This is a genomic window from Thalassolituus sp. UBA2590 (assembly GCF_002339775.1).
Taxonomy (GTDB): Bacteria; Pseudomonadota; Gammaproteobacteria; order Pseudomonadales; family Oceanobacteraceae; genus Thalassolituus.
In genome coordinates, this window is sequence record NZ_DDKU01000081.1 from 1 (window position 1) to 20,002 (window position 20,002).

General features: G+C 51.2%; 21 protein-coding genes and 1 pseudogene. 12 read left to right on the top strand and 10 right to left on the bottom strand.

All coding sequences use genetic code 11. The features are described from left to right. Both B2067_RS07790 and B2067_RS07795 read left to right on the top strand, forming a co-directional pair. Window positions 1–351, top strand: a pseudogene (locus tag B2067_RS07790) (threonine ammonia-lyase, biosynthetic); the annotation flags it as partial. A gap of 230 nt (window positions 352–581) precedes the next feature. Then, on the top strand, window positions 582–1,154 hold the full coding sequence (locus B2067_RS07795; protein WP_297533339.1) for a lysophospholipid acyltransferase family protein: 573 nt from the start codon (window positions 582–584) through the stop codon (window positions 1,152–1,154). A gap of 4 nt (window positions 1,155–1,158) precedes the next feature. Here the strand turns inward: B2067_RS07795 and smrA are convergent, their stop codons facing one another. Next, complete coding sequence (smrA, locus tag B2067_RS07800; protein ID WP_068436014.1) at window positions 1,159–1,743, bottom strand: DNA endonuclease SmrA; 585 nt, start codon at window positions 1,741–1,743, stop codon at window positions 1,159–1,161. Window positions 1,744–1,851: 108 nt separating this feature from the next. Here smrA and B2067_RS07805 point away from each other — a divergent pair, with 108 nt between their 5' ends. Continuing rightward, on the top strand, window positions 1,852–2,490 hold the full coding sequence (locus B2067_RS07805) for a hypothetical protein (protein WP_301377882.1): 639 nt from the start codon (window positions 1,852–1,854) through the stop codon (window positions 2,488–2,490). Between the two features lie 95 nt (window positions 2,491–2,585). On the opposite strand, the gene B2067_RS07810 is transcribed toward B2067_RS07805, so the two are convergent. The 3 genes from B2067_RS07810 to B2067_RS07820 all read right to left on the bottom strand — a co-directional run bounded on the left by B2067_RS07810 (window position 2,586) and on the right by B2067_RS07820 (window position 4,582). Continuing rightward, window positions 2,586–3,293: a DUF481 domain-containing protein gene (locus B2067_RS07810; protein ID WP_068436019.1), complete on the bottom strand. Its 708-nt coding sequence runs from the start codon at window positions 3,291–3,293 to the stop codon at window positions 2,586–2,588. A 76-nt stretch (window positions 3,294–3,369) separates the two neighbouring features. Further along, a complete protein-coding gene (locus tag B2067_RS07815) occupies window positions 3,370–4,185 on the bottom strand; it encodes a substrate-binding periplasmic protein (RefSeq protein ID WP_297533342.1) in 816 nt (271 codons plus the stop codon). A gap of 37 nt (window positions 4,186–4,222) precedes the next feature. Next, window positions 4,223–4,582 carry a DUF962 domain-containing protein gene (locus B2067_RS07820; RefSeq protein ID WP_068435403.1) on the bottom strand — a complete coding sequence of 120 codons (360 nt, stop codon included), beginning with the start codon at window positions 4,580–4,582 and terminating at the stop codon, window positions 4,223–4,225. Window positions 4,583–4,895: 313 nt separating this feature from the next. On the opposite strand from B2067_RS07820, the gene B2067_RS07825 reads away from it, so the two are divergent. Both B2067_RS07825 and B2067_RS07830 read left to right on the top strand, forming a co-directional pair. Then, on the top strand, window positions 4,896–6,116 hold the full coding sequence (locus tag B2067_RS07825) for a polyhydroxyalkanoate depolymerase (RefSeq protein WP_068436024.1): 1,221 nt from the start codon (window positions 4,896–4,898) through the stop codon (window positions 6,114–6,116). A 102-nt stretch (window positions 6,117–6,218) separates the two neighbouring features. After that, a complete protein-coding gene (locus tag B2067_RS07830; RefSeq protein ID WP_301388031.1) occupies window positions 6,219–7,544 on the top strand; it encodes an MFS transporter in 1,326 nt (441 codons plus the stop codon). Window positions 7,545–7,594: 50 nt separating this feature from the next. Here the strand turns inward: B2067_RS07830 and B2067_RS07835 are convergent, their stop codons facing one another. Beyond that, window positions 7,595–9,253, bottom strand: a complete 1,659-nt coding sequence (locus B2067_RS07835; protein WP_301377886.1) for a long-chain-fatty-acid--CoA ligase — start codon at window positions 9,251–9,253, stop codon at window positions 7,595–7,597. A gap of 330 nt (window positions 9,254–9,583) precedes the next feature. Here B2067_RS07835 and B2067_RS07840 point away from each other — a divergent pair, with 330 nt between their 5' ends. Continuing rightward, complete coding sequence (locus B2067_RS07840; protein WP_068438966.1) at window positions 9,584–10,135, top strand: cysteine peptidase family C39 domain-containing protein; 552 nt, start codon at window positions 9,584–9,586, stop codon at window positions 10,133–10,135. Window positions 10,136–10,176: 41 nt separating this feature from the next. Here the strand turns inward: B2067_RS07840 and B2067_RS07845 are convergent, their stop codons facing one another. Both B2067_RS07845 and B2067_RS07850 read right to left on the bottom strand, forming a co-directional pair. Continuing rightward, window positions 10,177–11,358, bottom strand: coding sequence for an acetyl-CoA C-acetyltransferase (locus B2067_RS07845; protein WP_301388033.1), 1,182 nt, complete (start codon window positions 11,356–11,358; stop codon window positions 10,177–10,179). 153 nt (window positions 11,359–11,511) lie between these two features. Continuing rightward, window positions 11,512–12,084, bottom strand: coding sequence for a MarR family winged helix-turn-helix transcriptional regulator (locus tag B2067_RS07850; protein WP_349676799.1), 573 nt, complete (start codon window positions 12,082–12,084; stop codon window positions 11,512–11,514). 307 nt (window positions 12,085–12,391) lie between these two features. Between B2067_RS07850 and ectA the strand changes: the two genes are divergently transcribed. The 6 genes from ectA to B2067_RS07880 all read left to right on the top strand — a co-directional run bounded on the left by ectA (window position 12,392) and on the right by B2067_RS07880 (window position 18,307). Then, window positions 12,392–12,946 carry a diaminobutyrate acetyltransferase gene (gene ectA, locus B2067_RS07855; protein WP_245820041.1) on the top strand — a complete coding sequence of 185 codons (555 nt, stop codon included), beginning with the start codon at window positions 12,392–12,394 and terminating at the stop codon, window positions 12,944–12,946. A gap of 33 nt (window positions 12,947–12,979) precedes the next feature. Further along, window positions 12,980–14,251, top strand: a complete 1,272-nt coding sequence (ectB, locus tag B2067_RS07860; protein ID WP_301377888.1) for a diaminobutyrate--2-oxoglutarate transaminase — start codon at window positions 12,980–12,982, stop codon at window positions 14,249–14,251. A gap of 49 nt (window positions 14,252–14,300) precedes the next feature. Then, window positions 14,301–14,699 carry an ectoine synthase gene (locus tag B2067_RS07865; protein ID WP_068438096.1) on the top strand — a complete coding sequence of 133 codons (399 nt, stop codon included), beginning with the start codon at window positions 14,301–14,303 and terminating at the stop codon, window positions 14,697–14,699. 60 nt (window positions 14,700–14,759) lie between these two features. Continuing rightward, window positions 14,760–16,214, top strand: a complete 1,455-nt coding sequence (locus tag B2067_RS07870) for an aspartate kinase (protein WP_068438093.1) — start codon at window positions 14,760–14,762, stop codon at window positions 16,212–16,214. Then, the gene (locus B2067_RS07875; RefSeq protein WP_301388035.1) at window positions 16,211–17,140 is read left to right on the top strand and encodes a TPR end-of-group domain-containing protein; all 930 of its coding nucleotides are present in this window, start codon (window positions 16,211–16,213) and stop codon (window positions 17,138–17,140) included. Before B2067_RS07870 ends, B2067_RS07875 begins: the two co-directional genes overlap by 4 nt. Before the next feature lie 240 nt (window positions 17,141–17,380). Beyond that, window positions 17,381–18,307: a patatin-like phospholipase family protein gene (locus tag B2067_RS07880; RefSeq protein WP_301388036.1), complete on the top strand. Its 927-nt coding sequence runs from the start codon at window positions 17,381–17,383 to the stop codon at window positions 18,305–18,307. Between the two features lie 14 nt (window positions 18,308–18,321). Here the strand turns inward: B2067_RS07880 and hemW are convergent, their stop codons facing one another. From hemW to B2067_RS07895, 3 genes are all read right to left on the bottom strand, one after another. After that, window positions 18,322–19,467, bottom strand: coding sequence for a radical SAM family heme chaperone HemW (gene hemW, locus B2067_RS07885; RefSeq protein ID WP_301388037.1), 1,146 nt, complete (start codon window positions 19,465–19,467; stop codon window positions 18,322–18,324). 7 nt (window positions 19,468–19,474) lie between these two features. Beyond that, complete coding sequence (locus B2067_RS07890; protein WP_068438084.1) at window positions 19,475–19,819, bottom strand: hypothetical protein; 345 nt, start codon at window positions 19,817–19,819, stop codon at window positions 19,475–19,477. Between the two features lie 46 nt (window positions 19,820–19,865). Next, window positions 19,866–20,002: non-canonical purine NTP pyrophosphatase (locus B2067_RS07895; protein ID WP_301388038.1), on the bottom strand; the 137-nt coding region annotated here is incomplete at its 5' end.

Here is a 20,002-nt window from a genome sequence, read left to right on the forward strand (position 1 = left end):
GAGGCTGAGGGCTATACGCTGATGGATATTACCGATGATGAAGTGGCGAAATACCATATCCGTCATATGGTCGGTGGTCACGCACCTGCGTCTGTTACCGATGAGCGGGTCTATCGCTTTGAGTTCCCGGAGCGCCCGGGGGCCTTGCTGAACTTCCTTAAAAAACTCGGTAAGCGTTTTAACATTTCACTGTTTCACTATCGCAATCATGGTGCTGCTTACGGCCGTGTCTTGGTCGGCCTGCAGATTTCTGATGATAAACGTGAACAGCTTCAGGGATATCTTGAAGAACTCGGCTATCGTTACTGGGATGAGACAGACAATACGGCTTATCAGCGCTTTTTGCGTTAATACGCCAGTGTCGTGATACAAGTTCACCTTGTGGGGCTGGCAGAGGAGTTTAGACTGCTTCGCTGCTGCCTCAAGCCGGATTTTTTATGTTAGCTGCTTTTCGAATCGTCTTTTTAGCCCTTTATTTCCCTATTGTGTGCCTGCTTGGGCTTCTGATTTGTATTATTCGACCATTCAACCGGAATAACAGTCGTATTATTGCCATAATATTTTCCTGGGCACGATTCGTAATGAATGTTCGTGTGGATGTTCGCAACCGACCTGAGGACAGCATTCAAGGGATTTACGTTGCGAATCACCAGAGCACCCTTGATATGTACATGTACGGCGAAAGCCTGCCGGATGACATGGCGATCCTTGGTAAGCACAGCCTGATGTACATTCCTTTGTTCGGTGTATTGTTCTGGTTGGCGGGCAATATCTTTATTAATCGCGGCGATCGTTCCAAAGCGCGCGGAGCGATGGAAGAAGCCGCAACGATTGTTCGCGAAAAGGGCTGCAGTGTGTATATGTTCCCAGAAGGCACCCGTAGCAATGGCAGAGGCCTTTTACCTTTTAAAAGTGGAGCCTTTATTCTGGCAATTGAGGCCGGTTTGCCGATTGTTCCCGTCTGTGCAAGTAGCACTCATAAAAATATCGACCTGAAGCGCTGGCGCGCAGGTGAGTGCCGTCTGGTGCAGCTACCGGCGATCAGCACCGAAGGCCTGACCCGCGACGATGCTAAGCGCCTTGCCGATGAGGTCCAGGCCCTCATGGCAGCACAGATCGATCAGATGGATGCAGACATAGCGCAGGGGCGGTAGCCCTTTAGTAGACTCTGCCTTTGCTGAATTGCTCTCGTGCCTGCTGCTTCTTACGCTCACTCTTTTTCAGCAATACATAGAAAGCACCTGCGCCACCATTTTGCGGCTGAGCGGTATGGAAGGCCTGAACGTCTTCCAGCTCTTCAAGCCAGAAAACCAGATAACTCTTCAATACTGCGGGGTCACCTTCATTGCGATCGCCCTTACCGGGCATGATCAGGACACTTCTGAGATCGGCGCCTATGCAGTCGTTAACGAAGCGATAGACTTCTCGCCTGGCCTCTTCGATCGTTCGACGGTGGAGGTCGAGGCGGGCTTCAATTTCGTATTTTCCCAAACGTAGCTTTCGGAATACGCCGTCCTGAATACCCGGACGTTTAAAGCCGAGCACATCGTGCGGGCCCACTCTTGGAACCTCGCTGGCACGCAGGTGGTTTTTGTCGCTCGCTGTCTCCTGAGATACAGCCGCTGAGCGGCGCGCAGCAACATTGTTGTCTTTCTGATCACGACGAAGGGGGACGCGCTCCTGCGTTTGCAGCTTCTTGACCCCCTGCATCTCTTGCAGAAAGAGCTCATCTTCTTCAGTCATTTTTACATCCTCCGGGGCAGCGACAAATCTTTGCAATGTCGGACACAAATATTAGGCTGTGACGCCTAGTATAACCTGATAATAAGCACCGCATCACAGGATCGATTTATGAAAATGCCCACTCCCATTGCCCGCTTTCAACGCTCCCTGAGCCTTGTTGCCTGCGGTGTACTTATGACGACTGCTCAAGCCTGGGGGTTTGACGATCGTCAGAAGAAGGTCGATTGGGAAAGCTCACTGAATCTGTCCGATGAGCAGCAGGAGCAGATTGATGCGATTGAAGATAAGTATCGGGATCGCTTTCGTGAGATGAAGCCCAGTGAGGCCGCAGGCAAAGAGCGCCGTGAGCAGCGTCAGGATCTCTACGTACAGATGCGTGAAGAAATCCGTTCGGTTCTGACTGACGAGCAACAAGCCATCGCGGAAGAGCAGGTTCGCAAGCGTGAAAAAGAAGGTCGTGAAGAGCACCTTGAACGCCTTTCCCGGAAACTTGACCTGACGAGTGAGCAGAAATCAGAGCTCGAAGAAAAGTTATCTTCCTGCTCTGAAGAAGAATGGCCAGTCAGTATGAAAATGCGCGAGAAAGACCGCCGTGATTTTGAAAAAGCAGTGAAGTCGGTTCTCACAGACGAGCAGAAGAAAAAATGGCGCAAGATGCAGCGTGAAGAGCGGGATAAGTGGCGTCACCACGACATGGATCGCCTTAAGGACAAGCGCGGCGAGAAAGATCAGGAAGAGGGTGAGTAACTCAAGAGCGAATAATATAAGAAGGGGCGGTTAACGCCCCTTTTCAATGGTGAATGGTTTACTGTTCAGGCTTCAGTGCTTAGAAGCTGCAAACCTCAGAAGCTGTAAACCAGGGTAACGCCGAATTCAGTATCGGTGTTTTCAGTACCTTCCGGCACTTCTTCCACATGCTTCACCTTATAAGTCAGCTTCGATGCAAGGCTACCGCTGAGCTGGCTCTGAAGACCCGTTTCTGACTTGTAGATAGAATTGTCGCTGCCGATTTCTGCAGTGAAGTTTTCAATAAAGCTTACGCCTTCGCGGATTTGCCAGTCGTAGCTCAGAGCCAGACGCCCAATGGCTTCTTCCTGAATCTCATCACTTTCTTTCAGTTTGTCGCGACGATAACCCGGACCGGCCTCAAGGTTCAGCTCCATTGTGTCGTTTTTCAGAACGCGATAACCATAGTTCACCGATACTGTGCTCTGGTACGTATAACCGCTGAAGCGCGCACGCTCCTGCTGCGCAACGATGGCCATATAGGAGTGTTCAGTAAAGTTACGGTCAAACTGAGTGAGAGCGCTGTACTTTTCTTTTGACTTAACACCGTCTTCTTCACTGGTCAGGGCTTCCAACTTCAATGTGGTATCCCAGACTTCACCGGTGCGCTTTGCCATGAAGTTAGCGTTGATGCTCTGGGTGTCTGTGTTACCTGAAGTGAAAATGGTACCGAGTTCGGCGGCGCCATCCCACGAAGGTTCTGCAGCCATTGCTGCGGTTGGAGCGATAACGATGGCCGCTACCAGTGCGTGCTTACGAAGCATATTTGGATATTCCTTGATACGACTGTATTCGGTTGCAGAATAGCGAGTGACTATGACAGGTTCAATACTTCATAGTTCACATATCAAGGTTTCGGGGTGTTTCAGAGCTCCAGTCCTGAAGTCCGTAACGCTCAAGTATTTCTGCAAGTCGACCAGACTCTCGCAAGCGTCGGATGCCGGTATCCAGCTGGCGAGTGTATGTCTCAGACTTGTCAGGCGTCGCAGGTGAGCAGGCAATATATAACTCATCGGCAACGCCGATGTTGCCTGCGGGTTGTACTGCGCCCTCCATACCGAGCGTAGCGACTGTGTAGTTGACCACAGTGGCCGAACCCACAATGGCATCAATACGGCCAGACAGAAGTTTCTGCAGGTTTTTCTCCAGTGCGTTATCGCCCTTCATTAACTGCACCCGGCTACCGGGAGAGCCGTCGCGGATGGCCATTGCTATATGTTCATCGACAGCACCCTGGTCATAGGAGTAGCCGCCAATGACGCCCAAACGGATGTTGCTCAGCTGACTGGGAGAGTGATATGTCCACGGGTTTCCAGAGCGGGTGTAAAACGTACTCTGATCAAGCCCCAGTGAAAGAGAATGAAATACAAAGTCGGGAACTTCTTCTGGTAACGCACCAAGTATGCAGTCGATGTTTCCTGAACGAGCTTCACTGATGGCCCGTTCCCAGGGAATCGTTGAGTAATCGACCTGATGACCTTCGCTATTCCAGATTTCGTTCGCGAGTTCGACGATGTAGCCGGGTTTATCACTGCCGGGTGTCGCGTTGTAGGGGGGCCAGATATCGGCTCTCAGGCTGATGGTGTCTGCACTGGCCTGATACACACTTAGTGCACCGGTAAGTGCGGTCATTGCGATGGATAACGCGCGTCTCATCATCGCCTCCACATTGGGCTGCAATCGATCGTTTCTGTCAGGAGCGAGGTAGTTTTTTGTCGATACGTCCCAGCAAAAAATCTTTCAGCATTACCCAGTCACCCATGAAGCTCCATAAAGGATAGCGGAAAGTGGCAGGTTTATTGTGTTCGAAGAAGAAATGTCCGATCCAGGCAAAGGCATAACCAGCTACCAGAGCCATCGGAATGTACTGGAAATTCCCACTGGTCAGTGAAAACAACAGAACACCCAAGCCAATCGAGCTGCCAATGTAGTGCAGGCTGCGGCAGGTGGAGTTCCGATGCTCAGAGAGATAATAAGGATAAAACTCACTAAAGCTCGTGAATCTGTGATCTTTGCTGACAGCGCTTTCGCTGTTTTTTGTTTGTGTACTCATGATGGCCACCTCTCCTCGTTATTATTATTGGCAGGCGGGTTTTCCGCACATTGCAAAATAACGTCATTACCAGTGTTACCCACAGGGCGCGGTGCGCCAAATCCCGAACTTATCGGGCCATAAAGAGGCAAACTTAACTCACAGTATAGACAATTTGACCCCAGAGGAAAATAAACGTCCTGATCGTCCGGTTGGTTCAGATTAAATTTCAATGAATGAACAGACACATCTGAACCTTCAGCTATGCTGGAAGTCTTCCCTGATCCGGGGCATGACCCGGATAAATTCTGGTGCGATGACGAGGTGGAATGGAATGCTCTACACAATCAATGCCCACGTAATGAATGCGCTACGCCCGATGCATGTGGCGGCACGCCTGTCCCGGCAGATGTTTTACCAACCCTGGAACCCGATGAATTATGGTTGGTATCTGCGCACTGTTCGTGCCTCGCTTGAACTGGTTGAGCGTTTAACGGATTTCTATGAAAAACCGGAATGGAGACTCGATACGACACGTATTGATGGCCGTGAAGTGGGCATCGAGTATTGCAGTGTCGTTGAAAAGCCTTATTGCGATCTGGTTCATTTCCGCCGTCGGAAGCGTGGCCTTGAACAGCCTAAGCTGCTGATCGTAGCGCCACTGTCCGGACACTTTTCCACCTTGTTGCGGGGGACAGTTGCTGAGTTTTTACCAGATCATGAGGTCTACATCACCGACTGGTTGAATGCTCGTGATGTTCCGCGTTCTAAAGGTGAATTCAGTTTTGATGATTATGTCGATTATCTGATCGAATTTCTGGAGTTCCTTGGCCCGGATACTCACGTTCTGGCAGTGTGTCAGCCCTGTGTTCCGGCACTTGTCGCGGCGAGTGTTATGTCAGAGCAGGGCAGCAAAGCGGTACCCAAGTCCATGACCTTAATGGGCGGGCCGATTGATGTGCGTATCAGCCCGACAGAAGTGAACGACTATGCCTCGGGTAAAGATCTTGAGTGGTTCGAAGATAATGTGATCTGCCACGTGCCGGATGGCTTTGCGGGTCGGGGCCAGTCGGTATATCCCGGTTTTATCCAGTTGTCTGGATTTATGTCGATGAATATGGATAACCACGTCAGTAAGCACTTTAAGTTCTTCACTGACCTGGTGAAGGGCGATGGAGACAGCGCAGAAGCGCACAGAGAATTTTACAACGAGTACCTCGCGGTGATGGATATGCCGGCCCGGTATTATCTCGATACTATCCGAAAGGTATTCCTGGAGTATCAGTTGCCAGAGGGCACGATGGAGTACCGGGGTAAGATTGTTGATCTGAAGGCCATTAAGGATATGGCTTTGATGACGATTGAGGGCGAGCTCGATGATATTACCGGAAAAGGACAGACCGCTTGCGCGTTAGATCTTTGCGCGGGTATTCCCGACAAAATGAAAATTCATCGTGAGGAGCCGGGTGTAGGCCATTACGGTATTTTTAACGGCCGGAAATTCCGTGAGAGCATTGCACCTGCCGTTAAGGCCTTTATTAGCAAGCACAGTTAGTCTGCCGGCCGGGCCCACGTGGGCCTGGCTCAATGGCTCGCTTCAGTTGCCCCTGCTATCATGAGCCTCCCTATGTGACGGGTTCTACAGGATGAACTGCTCATGACAGATGCTTCTCACCGGTCAGGTCTGACCGATGATATCTATGAAAAACTGGTTAATGACGAAGACGCCCGTGCCTGTAAGTCGATCCCTGAAAGCGCGTGCCGGGAAGTCCCCGGCAATTTCCTTAAAACCCTGCTCAGTATGTTTTTCTCCAAACTGGGTGATGCACTGGTCAACCCTAAGATTACCTTACCCTGGTTAATGCAGTCAGTCGGCGCTCCGGCCTGGATGCTCGGCTGGCTCGTTCCGATTCGTGAGTCGGGCTCAATGTTGCCACAGCTGGCCATCGCCAGTGTCGTGCGCACCATGGCTATTCGTAAGTGGATGTGGGTATTGGGAAGTGCACTTCAGGCGTTGGCGGTGCTGGGGATTGCAGCCGTCGCTTTCTCGCTTGAAGGGGCGGTGGCGGGTTGGGCGATGCTGGCGTTAGTCGTAATTTTCAGTCTGTCACGAGGCCTGAGTTCTGTGGCATCCAAGGATGTTCTGGGTAAGACGATTCCTAAGCCCCGGCGTGGCACCCTGAATGGTTGGGCCGAAACAGCTGCGGGGCTGATTACGCTGACGGTTGCGCTATTACTGATCAGCGGCATGCTGGGAGAAGGTTCCACTACTCTCTACGCCAGTGGTTTTGCTCTGGCAGCCCTGATGTGGGTGATTGCGGGTGGCGTTTATGCTGGCATTAATGAATTTCCGGGAGAGACAGACGGTGGGAATAACGGGCTGAAGGAAGCCTTTTCCAGACTGTCGCTGCTTAAAACTGACGCACCTTTCCGGCGTTTTTTACTGTCCCGCTCGTTACTTCTTTGTTCAGCGCTTACTGCGCCTTTTATTGTAGTTCTTGCTCATCAGGAACTGAATGCAGCGATCAGTATGCTGGCTTTGTTTATGGCCGCCAGCGGGGCGGGAAGTCTGGTGTCAGGACGTTTCTGGGGGCGCTTCGCAGATGTCTCCAGTCGCCTTGTCATGGTTCGTGCGGGGATGATGTCTGCGGCTGTCGGCGGAGTGATATTTCTTATCGGAGCATTCCGAACCGAGTGGCTTTCAGAAATCTGGGTACTACCTCTGTTGTATTTTGTATTGAGTATCGCCCATCAAGGGGTTCGTCTGGGAAGAAAGACGTATGTGGTCAACCTCGGTGAAGGCAATAAGCGCACGGATTATGTATCTGTGGGCAACACACTAATTGGCGTTATGTTGCTTATGACAGGGTTTATCAGTCTGCTGGAGCCGCTGATCGGTGTCAGTGGCGTTATCCTGATACTGTCATTTATGGGGATGGCGGGTAGTTGGATGGCTATAAAATTACCCGAAGTTGAAGGCTGAGACAGGCGTTCAACTTCAGGTGTTCAGTCTGGCTTTATCTCAGGGCCGGTTCAGTTTTTATCAACCAAATAGTTGATGTACTCATCCCGGAGGCTACGTTTCTGCAGTTTCCCTGTGGCGGTATGAGGGAGTTCGTCCACCACGAGAATATCGTCGGGCATCCACCACTTAGCGATTTTTCCATCGAGATAGGCATAGACGTCTTCTTTTGTGACGGTCTTGCCTTCAAGTGCGACGATAAACAGCAGAGGCCGTTCATCCCACTTGGGGTGCTTCACACCAATAACGCAGGCTTCTGCGACTTCTGGGTGGCCGACCGCAGCATTCTCCAGATCGATGGAGGAGATCCATTCACCGCCTGATTTAACAACGTCCTTCGCGCGGTCGACGATCTGCAGGTAGCTTTGCTCGTCGATCACCGCAATATCACCGGTGTCGAACCAGACACCGCCATCTTTATCGGTGAAAAACGCGTCGGGCTTTTCTGTCTTGTAGTAACTGCTTAGCACCCAGGGGCCTCTGACCCGAAGGAAGCCGCGACTGGTGCCATCGTGTGGCAGCGGCTCTCCGTCGTCATCAAAGATTTCCAGGTCAATGCCAAACATGGGCTTACCGGCGGTTGTCTGAATCCGGTAGCGTTCATCATCAGACATACTGGCCATGGCTTTGGTCGGTGCTCCAAGCGTTGCCAGTGGCGATGTCTCAGTCATCCCCCAGATTGGAAGCAGATAAATGCCGAAGTCTTTATCGAGTGTTTCGACCAGAGAACGAGGCGAGGCGGAGCCGCCAACGCCCACGGTTTTCACTGACGGAATGGTGAGGTCGTTGGCTTTCAGATAATCGATGAGGCGCAGCCAGACTGTCGGTACTCCGAGCATCATGTCGACCTGAGCAACATCAATCAGCTCATACAGGTCCGGGCCATCCATTCCCTCCCCTGGAAGTACGAGGGAGGCACCTGACATAGGAGCAATGTACGGCATTCCCCAGGCGCATACGTGATACATGGGGACAACAGGCATCACAACACTATCGGAAGAGACATTCAGGGCATCCGGGTTGCGGCTGGCGTAGGCGTGCAGAACGGTGGATGCGTGTGAGTACAGAACGCCTTTGGGGTTGCCTGTGGTGCCAGAGGTGTAGCACAGGCAGGCAGCGGTATCCGCTTCAAAACGGGGCCATTCGTACATATCTGGTTGCTGAGCCAGCAGGTGTTCATAATTGTGAACATACGGCAGTGATGTGTCGGGCATCTGATCTTCGTCGATCATCAGAATGAACCCTTTAACGCTGGAGAGTTTGTCGGCGATGGGCTCCAGAAGCGGGGCAAAACAGGCATCGAGAAAGACATAGCAGTCTTCAGCGTGCTGGATAATGTACTCGACCTGTTCCGCATACAGGCGCGGGTTCACCGTATGGCAGATGGCACCGATGCCCGATATCCCGTAGTAGCACTCGAAGTGGCGATAGCCGTTCCAGGCCAGCGTTGCTACACGATCACCGGGTTGTACTCCCAGTGAAATCAGCGCATGTGCCAGCTGCTTACTCCGCCGTAGCGCGTCCTTGTATGTGTATCTGTGAATATCCCCTTCAAGCCTGCGGCTGATGATCTCTCGAGAGCCGTGATGAGCGGCTGCGTATTCCAGTAAATCACTGATCAGCATAGGCTGCGTCAACATTTGCCCGGTGACAGGTCGCGCGGTTGTCATATGGCGTTCCTTTGCAGTGTCGCGGCATGGTGCGCGCGAAAATGAGAGAAGCAGTGAGGTGCTATGGGGATCTCACCATTCAGAGTGATCAGCTTATGCCGAGCTGGCAGAGTCAGCCAGTGCAAACGTGCAGATTGTTAACTCTGCTGCTACTCAGGGAGCTTCTGCAGTCAAATAGAAAAAGACAGGTTACCGGGTATCGCGGTTTGGCTCGTATGGACTAATTTTAAATAGGACATATCAGGACATGAAGTTGATGGGATATCACCTGTTCAGTTTGAGGGTGTCCCGTCATTCTTGGCCCGTTTTGCAACATGAGCATATTCCCAGATGAAATTCGCAGTACTGACAATGCTTGTATGGTTCTTCAGCTCTGCGTGTGCATTCGCAGTCGAAGATACCCCAGCGCTGGAAGATAAGCAGACGCATGCTGCTCTTGAGTCGTCGGGTTGTGCTTATATGGTGTCTGTCATGCTCGAGGAGAGCATGGGTGTGAAAACCAGCGAAGTCGATATATTTGCTTTGCTGTTCATTCACGGTGATCCGGTAAGAATCCGTGAGCAGCGCGGCTTCAACTTCTACGACATAAAACAGGCAGCAGCTGCATTGGGACTTCGTGCCAGCGCTTTTAAATCTGACGATCTGTTACTGGATCTGGCACAGCGCAAGCTTCAGCAGCAAGATGGTCCTTATCTCCTGTTGAAGGACAACCCGGAAGGTGTTGACCGCTTCTACCTCTACTACTTTGAAGACGAAGAGTACGTTTACCTGCGTGATCCATTTGCGGGCATGATTACCATAGAGCGCAGCGAGTTTAATCGAACCTTCGTTCCCTACGTATTAATCATTGAAGGCAAAGTAACAGAGTTCACAGAGGTATAGAGGTCGGGGTATCCCAATGGACACCCCGTTTGGCTCTTTGCTTAACTTCGCTCTACCGCCAGAGAAACGCCCATTCCTCCGCCAATGCACAAGGTGGCGAGACCTTTCTTCGCATCACGCCGAGCCATTTCATGCAGCAGTGTGACCAGAATCCGACAGCCTGAGGCCCCGATCGGATGGCCAAGGGCGATGGCACCGCCGTTCACATTGATCTTATCAGCATCCCACTCCAGCCCTTTGTTGACTGACAGCGCTTGAACTGCGAAGGCCTCATTGGCTTCAATCAGATCCAGGTCAGCAACCGACCAGCCTGCTTTGCTCAGGCATTTTTTAGTCGCTGGAATCGGCCCTGTTCCCATAATGCGAGGCTCGACACCGGCATTGGCGTAACCCTTAATCGTCGCCAGCACTGGAAGACCCAGCTCTGCAGCTTTGGCTGCACTCATGAGCATAACGGCGGCGGCGCCATCGTTGAGCGATGAAGCATTACCAGCGGTGACTGAGCCGTCTTTACTGAAGGCCGGACGCATGCCTGCAAGCTTCTCTGCAGTTGTTCCCGGGCGCGGATTTTCATCAACCTTGAATACGACAGGGTCGCCTTTACGCTGAGGGATTTCGATCGGGGTGATTTCAGCATCGAATGTGCCTGCTTCAATCGCAGCGAGGGCTTTGTTCTGAGAAGCTGCAGCAAACGCATCCTGCTCTTCACGGCTGATGCTGTAGTCACAGGCGATGTTCTCGGCTGTTGTACCCATGTGATAGTCGTTAAATGCGTCCCAGAGGCCATCCACAACCATAGTGTCGACCATGGTAATAGGTCCCATGCGCTGACCATTACGGGAGCCCGGCATCGCGTGCGGTGCGTTGGACATAGACTCCTGGCCCCCCGCGATGATGACCTCAGCATCACCACAGGCGATCGCCTGCGCGGCAAGGTGAACAGCTTTCAGGCCCGAGCCGCAGACCTTGTTGATGGTCATCGCCGGAACAGAAGGAGGGAGCCCAGCTTTGATCGCGGACTGGCGTGCCGGGTTCTGGCCGGCAGCGGCCGTCAGCACCTGGCCCATAAGTACTTCATCGACCAGTCCTGCGTCGACACCTGTTTTTTCGATGATGGATGAAATCACCGCGGCGCCGAGGTCAACGGCCGATAATCCAGCGAGTGATCCGCCGAAGCTTCCGATAGCGGTACGGGTAGCTGCAACTATGACAACGTCAGTCATGTGTATCTCCAGAGAAACAGTAGAAAAGCGGGATGAGCGCCCGCTGATGCGCTACAACCATTCTACTGTATAGACTGTTGAGCGTGATCAGGAGGCGATCCGGATAAGCGGGAGGCACATTGATGACAATGCACCTCACCAGGAGGCAGACTGTCAGTGGTTACCTGGGTCAGTACGATCCAGCTGACCAAGATCAAGGACAGGGGACGCGTCAATGTGCTGCGCATCCATCATATAGGCCACTCGTTCCAGAGACGTCAGAATCATGCTTTGCTCCCAGTCTCTTAAATCCTGAAACTGCTGCACGAAACTATCCTGCAACGGGCGGGGGGCATCAACCAAAGCCTGGATCGCTTGTTCTGTGAGGTGCACAAATACTTTTCGTTTGTCTGTGCTGCCGCGTTCGCGGACAACAAATCCGCGTTTACTGAGGCGATCAATAATGGTTGTCACTGTTGCCTGAGAGAGACTGACACGGCGGGCTACATCTCCGACAGTCAGTTCGCCATGATGGCGCAGAGTCTGAAGTATCAGGAGCTGTGGAGAGGTCAGACCAGATACTTTACTCAGTTGCTTCGAGTGAAGATCGGTAGCGCGAATGATACGCCGTAGTGCAACAAGCACCTCGTCATAGCGGTTCATAGATTTTTCGTCTTCCAGCAGAGGATCGTGATTCTTGCCCTGTAGTTTACCTTGTTGCTGATCAATAGAGTACGAAATATTCATAAGGGGGCCTCCTGACCGCTAATCCGGGTGGCGCATCCCGTCCTATGTTTAGATCTCAAAATATCGATCTCTATATATTTTTCTCGAGGGATTGGTGGAAATCACACAAAATACGCCTATTTAGTTCGTTTATTGTACAAAAAAATGCGTTCTTCTCAATCGAAAAGTCTGAGATCGGATGAAATATATTTAGAGTTGTATATATTTTTCGATTGGCTATAATGTTTAGAGTTCAAAGTAATTGACTAACCCTAGCAATTGACGAGGACGTAATGGCTTACGCCGGTACGCGGATCTCGAAGAGGAAATGAATCAGATTCTGGCGCAGGCAGCGCCCAACGAAAAAGATCAGTCTCAACGCCTAATCACAATGCGCAAGCCAAACCCGGAAGACGGCTCTGTAGTGAATAATCTTGTGGAAAACTGCAAGCCTCTGGATACAAATTCAATGTACTGCAACAACCTGCAGTGTTCTCACTTCCGCGATACCGCGGTGCTTGCTGAAGAGCAGGGTGAAACGATCGGTTTTATCTCCGGTTATCTTCTGCCTGAACAACCAGACACTCTCTTTGTCTGGCAGGTAGCTGTCAGCCCCAAAGCTCGCGGTCTGGGTCTTGCCAGCAAAATGCTGCTTGAGCTGCTTTCCCGTCACGAAGGTACGGTTCGTCATCTCCACACCAGCATTACGCCGGGTAACGAAGCTTCATGGAATTTATTCAGAAGGCTTGCCCGCAAATTAGATGCACCGCTGAACGAACGCGTTATGTTCGATAAAGAACAGCATTTTGCAGGACAGCATGAAACAGAAATGCTCGTCCACATTGGTCCTTTCGGTAGTGCTGATATCAGCGCTGCGCAATAACAGAATTTAAACCAAATACAGAGGAAATCTGATATGGGTATTTTTAAAGATCTTGAGTCAAACGTTCGTGGTTACTGCCGTTCATTCCCTGTGACCTTTGTTAAGGCGCAGAACGCTACCGTGACCGACAGCGATGGCAACGAATACATCGATTTTCTGGGTGGCGCAGGCACACTCAACTACGGTCACAACAACCCGGCGTTCAAACAGGCTCTGATTGATTACATCGAAGCGGATGGCATGACTCACGGTCTGGATATGCATACCGATGCGAAGGCTGCCTTCCTTGAGACTTTCCGTGACCTGATCCTTGAGCCACGCAACATGGACTACAAAGTTCAGTTCACTGGTCCAACCGGTACTAACGCGGTTGAGGCGGCTCTGAAAGTAGCTCGTAAAAATACCGGCCGTCAGACCATTATCTCGTTCACCAATGGTTTCCACGGTGTGACTCAGGGTTCTGCAGCGGTTACCGGTAACGGTTACTACAAGAAGGCCAGTGGTCTGCCAACAACTGGTGTTCAGTTTATGCCGTATGATGGTTACCTTGGCGATTTCAATACGCTCGAATATCTGGATAAAGCGCTCGAAGACGGTTCATCAGGTCTGGGTCATCCAGCCGGTGTCATTGTTGAGTGTATCCAGGGTGAAGGTGGTCTGAATGTTGCGTCTAAAGAATGGATGCAAGGTCTGCAGGCGATCTGTAAGAAGCACGATATGCTGCTCATCGTTGATGATATTCAGGCGGGTTGTGGTCGTTCAGGTACCTTCTTCAGCTTTGAAGAATTCGGTATCGAGCCTGACGTAATCACTCTGTCGAAATCGCTGGGTGGCTACGGTCTGCCGATGGCGGTTGTTCTGCTCAAAGAAGAGCTCGATATCTGGGGCCCGGGTGAGCACAACGGTACTTTCAGGGGTAACAACCATGCGTTCGTTACTGCACGTCGCGCACTTGAAGAGTACTGGAGCGACTACCGCTTTGCTGAAGAAATTCAGCACAAAGCAAGTGTTATCCGTCGTCGTCTGAAAGAGATTCAGGCAGAAAACGGTGGCACCTCTAAGATGAAGCACAAAGGTCGTGGCATTATGCAGGGTCTCGAGTTTGCTAACGGTGACATCGCCGATGCAATTACTGAATTAGCGTTTGAGCATAATCTGATCATTGAGACCAGTGGCTCTGACGGTCAGGTTGTGAAAATTCTCACACCGCTGACCATTGAAGAAAGCAAGTTGAGTGCGGGTCTCGATATTCTTGAGAAATGTGTTGCCCAGGTAATGTCTGAGCAGGTGAGTAAGGCTTCTTAAGAAGCCTCCTCTAAACTCTTAACGCTAACAAATTCAGGAAAACTCAAAAATGATCGTAAGAACACTCGAAGAATGCAAAAACAGTAGTCGCGCTATTGATGGTGGCAACTGGGAAAGCGTGCGCATGTTGCTGAAAGACGACAACATGGGTTTCTCATTCCATATCACCACTATCTTCGCGGGTACTGAAACGCCTATTCATTACCAGAACCACCTCGAATCTGTGTACTGCATGCAGGGCGAAGGTGAAATTGAGACGGTAGAAGACGGCAAAATTTACCAGATCCGTCCGGGCACTCTCTATATTCTGGATAAGCACGATAAGCACTTACTGCGCGCGACCAAAGATATGCACATGGCATGCGTGTTTAATCCGCCACTGAACGGCAAGGAAGTCCACGATGAGAATGGTGTCTACGCACTGGAAGCCGAGACCATCGAAGACTGATTCGCGTGATGGCCTGGAAACGGGCCAATCCAACTAACTTACAGAATCAGCAGGAATAACATGATTAAGCACAGTGTAGAAAAAATCGGCGGCACTTCGATGAGCCGTTACGACGACGTTCTGAAAAATATCTGGCAGCGCCCGCAGGTACCACACGGTGGTACTGAAAAAACCTTATACCAGCGTGCCTTTGTAGTATCGGCCTACGCCGGTATGACCAACGGTCTTCTTGAACATAAAAAGACCGGTGAGCCCGGTGTTTATGCTCTCTTCTCCGAGATGGACGAAAACCGTCCATGGCAGCAGAAGCTGTACGAAGTACAGGCCGCTATGCTGGCCATGAATGAAGAGATGTTCGAAGGACAGGATATTGTTCGTCGTCGCGCTGATCAATTTATCAGTAGCCGTATTGAAGATGTTAAACAGTGCCTTGAGCATCTTGAAAATGTCTGTACCTTCGGCCACTTCCAGCTGGATGATCATCTGCACCGTGTGCGTGAGATGCTGAGTGCGCTGGGCGAAGCTCACAGTGCTTACAACTCGGTTCAGCTGCTGAAGCTGAATGATATCAACGCACGATTCATTGACCTGACTAACTGGCGTTCGGACAGTCAGCAGACCCTGGAAGATCACATCAGCGATGCCTTTGCTGATGTCGACTTTACTCAGGAAATGCCTATCGTGACCGGTTATACCCAGTGCCGCGAAGGCCTGATGAAAACTTACGACCGTGGCTACAGTGAAATGACCTTTTCGAAGGTAGCGACAGTAACGGGTGCCGGCGAAGCGATTATTCATAAAGAATATCACCTGAGTACGGCCGATCCGGAGATGGTTGGTGCTGAGAACGTTCATCCGATTGGTCTGACCAATTATGACGTTGCCGACCAGCTCGCTAACCTGGGTATGGAAGCAATCCACCCACGTGCAGCGGCGGGCCTGCGCAAGCGTAATATCCTGCTTCGGGTCAAAAATACATTCGAGCCTGAGCATCGCGGTACTGAAATCCGCAGTGATTACAGCAGTAAAACACCAAAGGTTGAGATCATTGCGGGTACCCGCAGCGTCTGGGCGATGGAACTGTTTGATCAGGACATGGTAGGCGACCCGTCTTACGGCCAGAAGATGAACGACCTGGTATTTGAATCTGGTGTACGTGTTCTGACTAAAGACTTTAACGCTAACACCGTGACTTTCTACCTTAAGGGCAACAAGCGTCGCATCAATTGGTTGATGGATCGTTTGCAGGCCAACTACACTAATGCCGATATTCGGGTTGAGAAGATGGCAATGGTGAGTGCAATCGGTAGTGACATGAAGGTGCCGGGCCTGCTGAAGTCCGCGGCGTCCGCTCTGTCTGACGCGGGTGTGAATATTCTTTCTGTTCACCAGGCGATGCGTCAGGTGGATATGATGTTCATTGTTGCCGACCAGGACTATGCTGCCGCAGTAAAAGCACTGCATACTGACCTGATCGAGAACAACAGTGATTGGGAGGCGGTACAGTCCGCATGATAAGAACCGTCTGGCATATATTTTTGTCCCTGATGGTGTTCGCCTCAGCGTTGGTGATTCTACCGGCGCGGGTCAACGCCGCCCCAACAACTGAAACTGCTGAATCGGCCGAAGAAGTACAGGCAAACTATGCCAAGGCTGAAAAAACGATAGAGGCGCTTGATGCGCCTCTTTATTCTGCGTTCACCGAGCGTTACCTGCTGGATGAAGTCAAAGTGCTTCGTCAGATGCTGGCCGACCACCGTGTCGAAGTCACCGAGAAAATGACGGATCGCGAGCTTGGTGTAGCTGATAAAGCGTTGATGTACGCGACCGATACCGTTACCTATTTTTTCTATCTTATCGCTGGTGCCTCAACTCTGTTGGTACTGGTTGGCTGGAATTCCTTACGCGAGATTAAAGACAGAGCGAGTGCCCTCGCCAATGACGAGATCTCCCGGATTACCAGTTCCTATGAAGAACGTCTTGAGAAACTTGAGCGTGAGCTTCACAGCAAGTCCCGTCATATTGCGGCGACTCAGGAAGAGATTGAGCTGACTAACGAAGTCCACTCTCTCTGGCTGAAAGCTTCTCAGGAGTCGAGTGCGCAGAATAAAATCGCTATTTACGATCAGATTCTCGCTTTGCGACCTGATGACGTTGAAGCGATTACTTACAAGGCGGATGCGGCCTTGCTGCTTGGTCAGAACCAGTGGGCCAATGCTCTGGCAAATCGCGCGCTGACGATCGACCCTGAAAACAGTCATGCGAAGTACCAACGTGCTTGTGCACACGCTGAAAGTGGCTACATTGAAGAAGCGTTGCGCGACCTTTCTGAGGCAATTGAAACATCGGAGGCCTTGCGCGAGCAGGCTGCTCATGATCCGAGCTTCGAAAAATTACGTGATATGGAAGAGTTTATCGCAATGACTCAGTTGTCTTCCTGATCTTGATTCAGCCTTGATAGCTACTCCTCGATAAAAGCCCGTTGCACTGCATCGGGCTTTTTTTATTTGCTCTGATTGTCATAGCCAGCAAGCTTTTACCTATTGGTTGAATTGGAAAAATTCATTTCAATGGAACCAAAGCGGGTGTCACCCTTCTGAATTATGTTGGCAGTGCACGATCAGCAATAGAGGTCTGCAGTAGCAATTGCCACGAAGGGTTGGAACTAAGCGGAGATCGATATGGCAAGCGACGATACTGTAAGCAATAGCGTCAAAGACAGTGTGGCAAGCAACGATACGGTTGGTGGGTCGAAGAAAGCGATCATTGTTGAAGGTGGTGCGATGCGCGGCATATTCGCCAGCGGCGTGATTGATCACTTTCTCGAGCGAGGTTACCACGAGTTTGATTTTGCCATCGGTGTATCGGCAGGAGCCACCAACCTTACAGGATACCTGTCCCGACAACCCGGGCGGGCACGCACGGCGATTATGGAATACGCACGCCAGAAAGAGTTCTTCAGCCCGGTACGTTTCGTCCGGGGCGGGCATATGACCGACGTACACTGGTTGTGGCATTACACACACCAGCAGCTTCCTCTGGCTGAGTTCGTGGGTGATATGGAACTGTATGCCACTGCGACGCATGTCGACACAGGGCAGGCACATTATCTGCCCGTCACAGGAAACACAGTGCATGACGCCATGGTGGCAACCTGTGCAATCCCTTACTTCTATCGTTCGCCTGTGACCGTCAACTCAGAACGCTATGTTGATGGTGGCGTGGCTGATTCCATCCCTGTTCGCCAGGCCTGGAACATGGGGGCTGACGACATTACGGTGGTGCTTTCACAGCCTCTGGGTTTTCGTAAAAAAGACAGTCAGAGCCATTGGCTGCTTGAGAAAATGTTTGCGGGTGAAGCGGGCCTGATGAATGCCATGAAATTCCGCACCGCACAATATAACGAGAGCCTCGATTTTATTGCCTCGCCTCCAGAAGGCTGCCGGGTACGCGTTATTGCTCCACCGCCGGAGTTTGCTGTGTCGCGCCTGTGTATGAATGAGAAAAAGCTGGTGGATGGTTACGACATGGGTGTCGCGGCGGCGAGTACTTATCTTGAGGAGCTGTATGCCCCGCAACCAGACCTGCGGATAGTGTCGGTCGCCTGATTTCCTGACGATATTTAATCGGTCAGAAAGAGGGCAAGCAGTTCATTCAGGTATTGCTGGCCGCGCTCAGAAGCCCGGATAGTAGTATCGCATTCAATTAATCCAAGAGAGCGCGCTTTGCTCAGTGGGGCTTGAATACTGCTCAGCGTCATGCCTGTCCGGGCCTCAAAGTCGCTGACAGGGATGCCCTCATGCAGGCGTAACGCATTCATCATGCACTCCAGCGCTGTGTCGTCAGGCGCGATGCGATCTTGCCCTGCAAGAAAACGTTTTTCGGTATTTAAGTAGTCTTTCGGAAGGCGCGTTTTGCGTGTGCGAAGTATGGTCAACCCTTGTGGCCCAGAGGTCGTGATTTTTCCGTGTGCACCTGCACCTATGCCGAGATAATCACCGAAGCGCCAATAATTAATATTGTGTCTGGCTTGCTTATCAGGCTGCGAATACGCCGAAATTTCGTACTGACTCAGCCTGGCTTGTGCCAGTCTTTCTTGTCCCTGCTCCTGAATATCCCATAGGGTATCGTCTTCAGGCAGAACCGGTGGACGCTTATAAAATTCGGTGTTGGGTTCAATCGTCAGCTGATACCAGGACAGGTGAGGTGGCTGAAACGACAGCGCGGTATTTAAATCATCGAGCGCCTGCTCTGGCGTCTGGTTGGGCAGGCCGTGCATCAGGTCGAGATTAAAATTACTGAATCCGGCGTTGATGGCTGTTTCAATGGCTGCGAGTGCCTGCGCTCTGTCGTGTATTCGCCCAAGCTTTTTTAAGTGTTCAGGCTGAAAACTTTGAATACCCATGGATAAGCGGTTTATACCCAGTTGGCGATAAGCTTTAAACTTATCCGCTTCGAAGGTACCGGGATTGGCTTCCAGGGTGATTTCTATATCCGGGCTGAAGGTGAGCTTTTCAGTCAGTCCGGTGAATAGCGTTTCGTAGGCTTGGGCAGATAATAAACTGGGGGTGCCTCCACCAAAAAAGATACTTTCTATGGGGCGCCCCTGTACCCAGTGAAGGTCCTGTTCAAGGTCATCCAGAAGCGCCTGAATATACTCTGTTTCAGGAATATCGTTGCCTGCCTCATGAGAGTTGAAATCACAGTAAGGACATTTGCGTACACACCATGGAACGTGGATGTACAGACTCAGAGGAGGCAGTGTCATGATCCTTTCAGGCGGCTCCGGCTGCTGAAGAAGATTCTATAGAAGGTGATTCGAGTTCAAACTCTGTCTCGTCAATGGCTTCCATCAGCGCAGATACTTTTACTTCCCACTCATTTTTCTCATGAGACAGGCGGGTATTTTCTCTCTTAACGGACTCGTACTGCTGTTGCAGTGCGGTAATGGCGGTGTCGCGATGTTGCAGGCGCTCTTCAGCATCCAGAACGGTCTGACGAAGCTCAGCGATCGTATTATTTAATTCTTCAGTGGTTGCCTGTAAGGCTTTATTTTCTTTCCGTGTTTCCTGCAGTGCAGAAACTGTATTCAGAATTTTCTGTTCGAGTTGTTCAAGCATGTTCAAGGTGTTCTTCTTTGTGATGTTTTAGCAGTCATTGATCGCTTTAAGGGCGCCAGCGGGCCAGCAGTTGCTGAATGGCCTGACCGCGATGAGATAGTTTGTTCTTACGCTCACGACTCAGTTCAGCTGCGCTGCATTGCTCGCTCGGAACATAGAATATAGGGTCGTAACCAAAGCCTT